The organism is Sporocytophaga sp. (assembly GCF_017745095.1).
GTDB lineage: Bacteria > Bacteroidota > Bacteroidia > Cytophagales > Cytophagaceae > Sporocytophaga.
This window is the reverse complement of record NZ_JAGHZZ010000016.1, coordinates 93,909-100,877: the sequence shown is the minus strand read 5'-3', so window position 1 is coordinate 100,877 and position 6,969 is coordinate 93,909. Positions and strand designations below refer to the sequence as shown.

Sequence of the window (6,969 nt, the reverse complement as noted above, 5' to 3'; positions counted from 1 at the left end):
GGATCAAACTCTCCATTGTAAAGTATTTTTCTCACTTCAAACCTACTAAACTCGTGAATGAAGTGGGCTGCTTAACGCAGCTTAATGTCTGTTTGACCGCGTGACTACTCTTTTTAATTTTCTCAAAAACAAATTGACTTTGTCCTCAAGCGGTTCGCTATTCATTTCAATATTCTCAAAGAACTTCTGACCTACTCGCTCTCTTTTGAGCCTCGATCTTCGTCGCTAATTCTATTTAATCAGCTTTACTTTCCTACCTCTCTTTAACCCTCTCTCATTTAGCGGGTGCAAAGGTAAGAAACTTATCAACTCGTGTCAAGAAATTTTAAAAATTTATTTTACAATTTCTAAAACCATTTATCTTACTTCGAGTTATAATTTCTTCAGTAGATACTCTCAAAGCCTTATGCCTTGAAACTTAATAACACTATCTAAATTTAAGGGAGACAAAAATAACACATTTTTTTTTCACTCCCAAATAAATTTAAAATATCTCAATAATCCTCTTCTTTTAGCCCTACCAGCTTTTGAGGGATACAAACTTAATGATAATTCTTCTCATGTCAATAATGAGAACGATCTATTTATCCACATTTAATACCATCCTTTGAAACGTTAATTTTTAACGATTTAACTAATATAGAGAGGTAATGATTGAAGGATGAGAAGACTGGAGACAAAAAATCAGCAAAGAGGTCTTAGCTCTCTTTGCTGAATATAATAGTTTTTTTTAAGCAGTAATGATATTTCTCAAAATAGTTTGCTTTCTATCAGGACCTAATGAAATTAAAGTTACAGGTACATTAAGTTCTGACTCTATATATTGTATATACTCATTAAGCTCAAGAGGAAGATTTTCAGTATTTGAATAATCATTAATTGATTTATTCCAGCCTTTGAAAGTCTTGTATATTGGAGTTATATCTGTTTCAACGATATCAAATGGAAGAGTATCGACAATGCTACCATCTTTCAATTTATAATGAGTACATACTTTAATTTCTTCAAATGCATTAAGTACATCAACCTTCATCATTAATAATTGAGTGACCCCGTTGAGCATTATTGCATATTTCAGTGCCGGAAGATCTATCCAGCCACAACGTCTAGGACGGCCAGTTGTAGAGCCAAATTCATTCCCCTGCTTTCTTAACGTTTCTCCCTGCTCATTATCTAGTTCCGTTGGAAATGGCCCTCCTCCTACTCTAGTACAATATGCTTTGAAGATACCTAATACTTCACCTACATGCGATGGAGCAATTCCTAAACCAGTACATGCGCCAGCTGCCATTGTATTTGATGAAGTTACAAAAGGATAGGATCCAAAATCGATATCAAGAAGAGATCCCTGAGCACCTTCAGCAAGAATAGTTTTCTTTTCAGCTATTAGCTTGTTAATGAAATACTCACTATCAACAAAATTAAATGTTCTTAAATGATCGATAGCTTCAAAAAATTCTTTTTCAAGAGTTTCTAGATTGCTATAGTCAAATTTATAAAAGTCTAAGATTGTCTTATGGGCATCTCTCAACTTTTGATATTTAGCTTTGAAATCGGAAGCTAAAATATCACCAACTCGAAGTCCTTGTCTAGCTATTTTGTCCTGATAAGTTGGCCCTATACCTTTTAAAGTTGAACCAATTTTCTTTTCACCCTTGGAATTTTCAGACGCCGCATCTAATAGTCTATGAGTTGGAATAATTAGTTGAGCCTTTTTAGAAATGAAAAGATTCTTATTAAAGTTAACATTGTACTTTCTCAGACCATCAATTTCTTTTTTGAATATGATAGCATCCAAAACAACACCGTTACCAATGATATTTATTATAGAGTCGTGAAAAATTCCTGATGGAATCTGATGCAGCACATGTTTAATTCCATCGAACTCTAGAGTGTGCCCAGCATTTGGTCCACCTTGAAAACGAGCAACTACCTGATAACGTGGAGCAATAAAATCTACTATTTTACCTTTTCCTTCATCTCCCCACTGAAGTCCCAACAAAATATCTACAGCCATTATTATTTAATATTTATTTTTGAATAAGTTTTTGAGTTGCTTCTTCTTGTGAATTAACTATTAAAAAAATAGCATTCAACTTAGTGATGATGAGTAATTTTTTAATCTGCTCCGAAGGGCTTACCAATACAACTTCTCCCCCTTTGTTTCTAAATTTTGTCAGAATGGTTATTAAAACTCCAATACCACTGCTATTCATGTATCTTACTTGAGAAAGATCAATACTGCATAAAATAATCGACTCATTTATTTTATCATTAACAAGATCGACTAATTCCATTCCATTCGTTTCTCCGATGAGATCTCCCTGAAGCTGAATTGACAAGATATTTTGCTTTACTTCTGAAGTGTATTTCATTTTTCCTTAATTTCCTTTTTATTTTCGCATTGAGCGTTTTTACATTCACCATATAATATCAGTGAATGATGCAGAACTTTAAAGTTCAGTAATTCGCCCACCATGGTCTGTATATTATAAATTCTTGGATCGCAAAATTCTACGACTTTATGACATTCAGTACAAATTAAATGATCATGCTGACGATATCCGAATGATTTTTCATACTGAGCTAGGTTTTTACCAAACTGATGCTTACTAACTAGATCACATTCAACAAGAATATCCAATGTATTATATACAGTAGCTCTGCTTACACGATAATTCTTGTTTTTCATGCTTATGTATAGAGATTCAACATCAAAGTGACCTTTTCTAGAATAGATCTCCTCTAATATAGCAAATCTTTCAGGGGTTTTCCTAAGTCCCTTATTCTCAAGGTATGCGGTAAATATTTTCCTTACCTCGTTAAAAATATTTTCGTTCGCCTGCTGCATAAAGCCTCCAAAGATACAAAGATAAATTTTTCTATCACAAGTCAAAACTCTAATAGTTTCAACCTTATCAAAAATATATATCTGATTTACAAATAAATACCTATTAATTAGGATTCAAAACGATTGACAGTGATTACATCCTGCACCTTTTTTAATTTCATAATGAGTTTATTAAGGTGTTTTGTGTCATGAACAAACAACATGATTCGTCCCTCAAACATTCCATCTTCTGTTTCGATGGTAATGCTCCTCATATTCACTTTTAATTCATTGGAAATGATTCGTGTAATATCATTAACAATTCCTACTCTGTCCATTCCATTAATTTTTAATCCTGTGAGAAATGCAAGTTCTTTTTGAGCTGTCCATTTAGCCTTCACAACTCTATAGCCATAGTGTGACATCAATTCAATTGCATTGGGACAAGTTGTTCTATGTATTTTAATTCCCTCATTAACAGTAACAAAGCCAAACACATCATCCCCTGGAATTGGATTACAACATTTTGCAAGTTTGTAATCAATTTTTTCCATATCATCACCAATTAGTAGTAGATCTGCATTGGCATCTCCGGTTTTCTTTGGTTCCTGGGGTTTAGGTTCAACAACTTCTTTCTTTTCAGGCTTCTTAACCTCTTTAGGTTCCTGAAACTTTTTAATTTCTTTTGGATCTATAATTCCTTTAGCAATATCGTAATAGAGATCTAAAGGAAATTTCATATTAAAATAGATTAACAGCTGATTTAAAGTTTCTGCGTTTAAATCCAGCTTCATTTGATGAAGCTTTCTTAATACAATTTCCTTACCGTCTGAAGCTATCTTCTTTTTTTCTTCCTTCAGACTATCTTTTATTTTTGCTCTGGCCTTAGAGCTAACGACAAATTTAAGCCAGTCTTCGCTTGGCTTTTGTTTGCTGGAAGTTAGAATTTCTACCTGATCTCCATTATTCAGAATATAGCTGAGAGGTACAAGCTTCTGATTTACCTTGGCACCAAGACAGTGCATGCCAATCTGTGTGTGTATTTCAAATGCAAAATCAAGAGTTGTTGCTCCATGAGGTAGAATTTTAAGGTCACCTTTTGGAGTAAAAACAAAAACTTCTTCATGAAAAAGATTGGTTCTGAAATCATCCATGAACTCTAGAGCCGATGAATCATTTGTTTCGATCAGTTCTCTGACCTTTTTGATCCATTCTTCCAAACCTGACTCACTTTTACTTTGTGTAGCTTCCTTATACTTCCAATGAGCGGCATATCCCTTTTCAGCAATATCATCCATCCTTTTAGTACGAATCTGAACTTCTACCCATTGACCAGATTTACTCATCACAGTAGTATGAAGGGACTCATAGCCATTTGCTTTAGGAGTACTAATCCAATCTCTAAGACGGTCTGGATTAGGCTTGTAAAAATCAGTTACTATTGAATAAGCTTTCCAACATGCCGCTTTTTCATTTTCGTAAGGAGTATCAATTATAATTCGAATTGCAAAAAGGTCATAAACCTCTTCAAAGGGCGTATTCTGTTTTCTAATTTTATTCCAAATAGAATAAATTGATTTCGGACGGCCCTTGACAATGAAGTCAAAATTTGATTTATCCAGGGCTGTCTGCAGCGGTTCGATAAAATCTGTGATAAACTTATCTCGGGCTGATTTAGTTTCATTTATCTTTCTAGCAATACCACGGTAAACTTCCGGATCAGTATATTTCAAATACAGATCTTCTAATTCTGTTTTAATGGCATAAAGACCAAGTCGGTGAGCCAATGGTGCATACAGATATATAGTTTCACTCGAGATTTTCAATTGTTTTTCACGAGGCATACTGCCAAGTGTCCGCATGTTGTGAAGTCTATCCGCCAGTTTAATTAAAATAACCCTAACATCATCAGATAAAGTAAGAATCATTTTCCTGAAATTTTCAGCCTGCTGAGAACTTCCGTGCTCAAAGACACCTGAAATCTTGGTAAGTCCATCAATAATTCGTGCGACCTTAGGGCCAAAATCTCTTTCAATATCACTTATCTCTAAATGAGTATCTTCTACTACATCATGAAGTAAAGCTGCAATGATTGAAGTCGTCCCTAATCCAATTTCCTCAACGGCGATTTGAGCAACAGCTAGGGGATGATATATGTATGGCTCCCCCGAACGCCTTCTCATATCCTTGTGAGCCTGGAGTGAGGTAAAAAAAGCCTTTTTAATTATTTTCGCATCGTCATCTTTCAGGAAGGGTTTGGCATGCCTTAATAACTTTCTATACCTGCGAATAATTTCTTTATTTTCCTTTTCAATATCTACCGTCTGCATTTCTCAAAAATACGCAAAAGCTATTTTATTTAAACTTGAATTAACTGTAATTTCGTTTTACGGAACTCTATCCGATACGTTATAAGTTACATTAAACTGTCTATCATATACTTAACAACAAAAAGAAAAAAAACTTAAAAAAAATGAAATATTTTCTTGCATGATAGATAATTTCTTTGCTACCTTTGCAGCGCAATTTTGAACAACAGCACAGAAATAAAGTTCAAAAAAGCAAATCAAGTTTGGAAAAACCAATGCGGATGTGGCGAAATTGGTAGACGCACTAGACTTAGGATCTAGCGCTGCGAGGCATGGGGGTTCGAGTCCCTCCATCCGCACTGAAACCCTCAGAATTAACCTTCTGAGGGTTTTTAAATTAAACACGGTACCTTATTGTTAATAGAATAAAATCGGACAAAAGTGGAAATTACATTAGAAAAACAAAGTGCCACCAATGCAACCTTAAAAGTAAACCTTGCCGAGTCTGATTACAGACCTAAAGTTGCTGAAAAGGTAAAAGAGTACAGTAAGAAAGTCCAACTTAAGGGTTTCAGACCTGGAAAAGTTCCGACTTCTTTAGTTGAAAAAATGTATGGAAAAAGCATTCTAGTTGATGAAATCAACCAGATCCTAAGCGATTCTATCACCAAATATATCAGAGAAAACAAACTTCCGATTATAGGTGAACCACTGCCTGATTCTGAGAAATCAGAAAACATTAACTGGGAGACACAAAAAGATTTTGAATTCAAATACAACTTAGGATTAGTACCAGAATTCAATCTGGATCTATCTTCCAATGTAAAGCTTACCAAAAACAACATTAAAATTGAAGATAAGGTTGTTCAGGAAACGCTTCAAAATCTTAAAAGTCAATTTGGACAATCAACTAATCCGGAAGTTTCTGCAGAAGGAGATTTTATATACGGAGATTTAAAAGAAGAAAACGGAGACTTCGAATTCCAAAGCCTATTCCCTACGAACAAAATAAAGAAATCAGAGTTATCGAAATTTGTAGGTTTAAAACCTGGGGATAAAGTCTCTTTTGAAATTGAGAAAACATTTGATGACGCGGCAGATGTAGCATACGTTACAGGACTTTCCAAAGAAGACGCTGAGAAAAAACAGGGAATTTTTAGCCTCACAGTTTCTAAAATCAACAGATCTGAAGCAGCTGAATTAAATCAGGAGTTCTTTGACAAAGTATTTGGTAAAGATGCAGTGAAGTCTGAAGAAGAATTCATGACTAAATTGAAGAGTACTATAGAAGAAAATTATGGAAGAGAGTCTGATCTTTTGATCAACCATCAGATCAGAAAACATTTTGTAGATAATACTCAAATTGAATTACCATCAGACTTTCTGAAGAAATGGCTGCTAGTTTCTAACAATGGCAAAATAACTCAAGAGCAAATAGATAAAGAATTCGATTTATATCTTAAAGAGTTAAAGTGGACTCTGATAAAGAATAAAATCAGCGAAGACAATGATATTAAAGCTGAGAACGATGAGATTGTCGGCAAGACAAAAGAGATGGTAAAGCAACAATTTGGCGGAATGGCATTTGGGGCTGAGCTTGAAGAAACCTTTGACAAAATTGCAGACAACTATTTAAAACAAGACAACGGCAAAAACTACATTAAAATGTATGAGCAGCTTGTTAATGAAAAGGTTATTGAAACTGTGAAAACAAAGATATCTATAGCTGACAAGAGTGTAGATGTTGAAGAATTCAGAAAAATTGCCGAAGCACAAGACTGACGTTTTGACAATAATTTCTAATTGGTAAAGTTTTTGAAAGTCCTTTGT

5 protein-coding genes and 1 tRNA gene are annotated in these 6,969 nt (G+C 34.3%); 2 read left to right on the top strand and 4 right to left on the bottom strand.

Features of this window, described 5'->3' with window-relative positions:
* Window positions 1-730 precede the first annotated feature (730 nt).
* The 4 genes from J7604_RS20070 to J7604_RS20055 form a co-directional block, all read right to left on the bottom strand.
* Entirely contained in the window at window positions 731-2,017 is a 1,287-nt protein-coding gene (locus tag J7604_RS20070) for an adenylosuccinate synthase (protein WP_293899780.1), read from the bottom strand.
* A gap of 13 nt (window positions 2,018-2,030) precedes the next feature.
* A complete protein-coding gene (locus tag J7604_RS20065; RefSeq protein ID WP_293899777.1) occupies window positions 2,031-2,375 on the bottom strand; it encodes an STAS domain-containing protein in 345 nt (114 codons plus the stop codon).
* Entirely contained in the window at window positions 2,372-2,851 is a 480-nt protein-coding gene (locus J7604_RS20060; protein WP_293899774.1) for a Fur family transcriptional regulator, read from the bottom strand. The genes J7604_RS20065 and J7604_RS20060 overlap by 4 nt, the downstream gene beginning before the upstream one ends.
* Window positions 2,852-2,958: 107 nt before the next feature.
* A complete protein-coding gene (locus J7604_RS20055) occupies window positions 2,959-5,160 on the bottom strand; it encodes a bifunctional (p)ppGpp synthetase/guanosine-3',5'-bis(diphosphate) 3'-pyrophosphohydrolase (protein WP_293899771.1) in 2,202 nt (733 codons plus the stop codon).
* 256 nt (window positions 5,161-5,416) lie between these two features.
* Between J7604_RS20055 and J7604_RS20050 the strand changes: the two genes are divergently transcribed.
* Together J7604_RS20050 and tig are read left to right on the top strand one after the other, a co-directional pair.
* Window positions 5,417-5,498: transfer RNA gene (locus J7604_RS20050), tRNA-Leu, on the top strand.
* Window positions 5,499-5,580: 82 nt separating this feature from the next.
* Window positions 5,581-6,921: a trigger factor gene (gene tig / locus J7604_RS20045; RefSeq protein ID WP_293899768.1), complete on the top strand. Its 1,341-nt coding sequence runs from the start codon at window positions 5,581-5,583 to the stop codon at window positions 6,919-6,921.
* Window positions 6,922-6,969 lie beyond the last annotated feature (48 nt).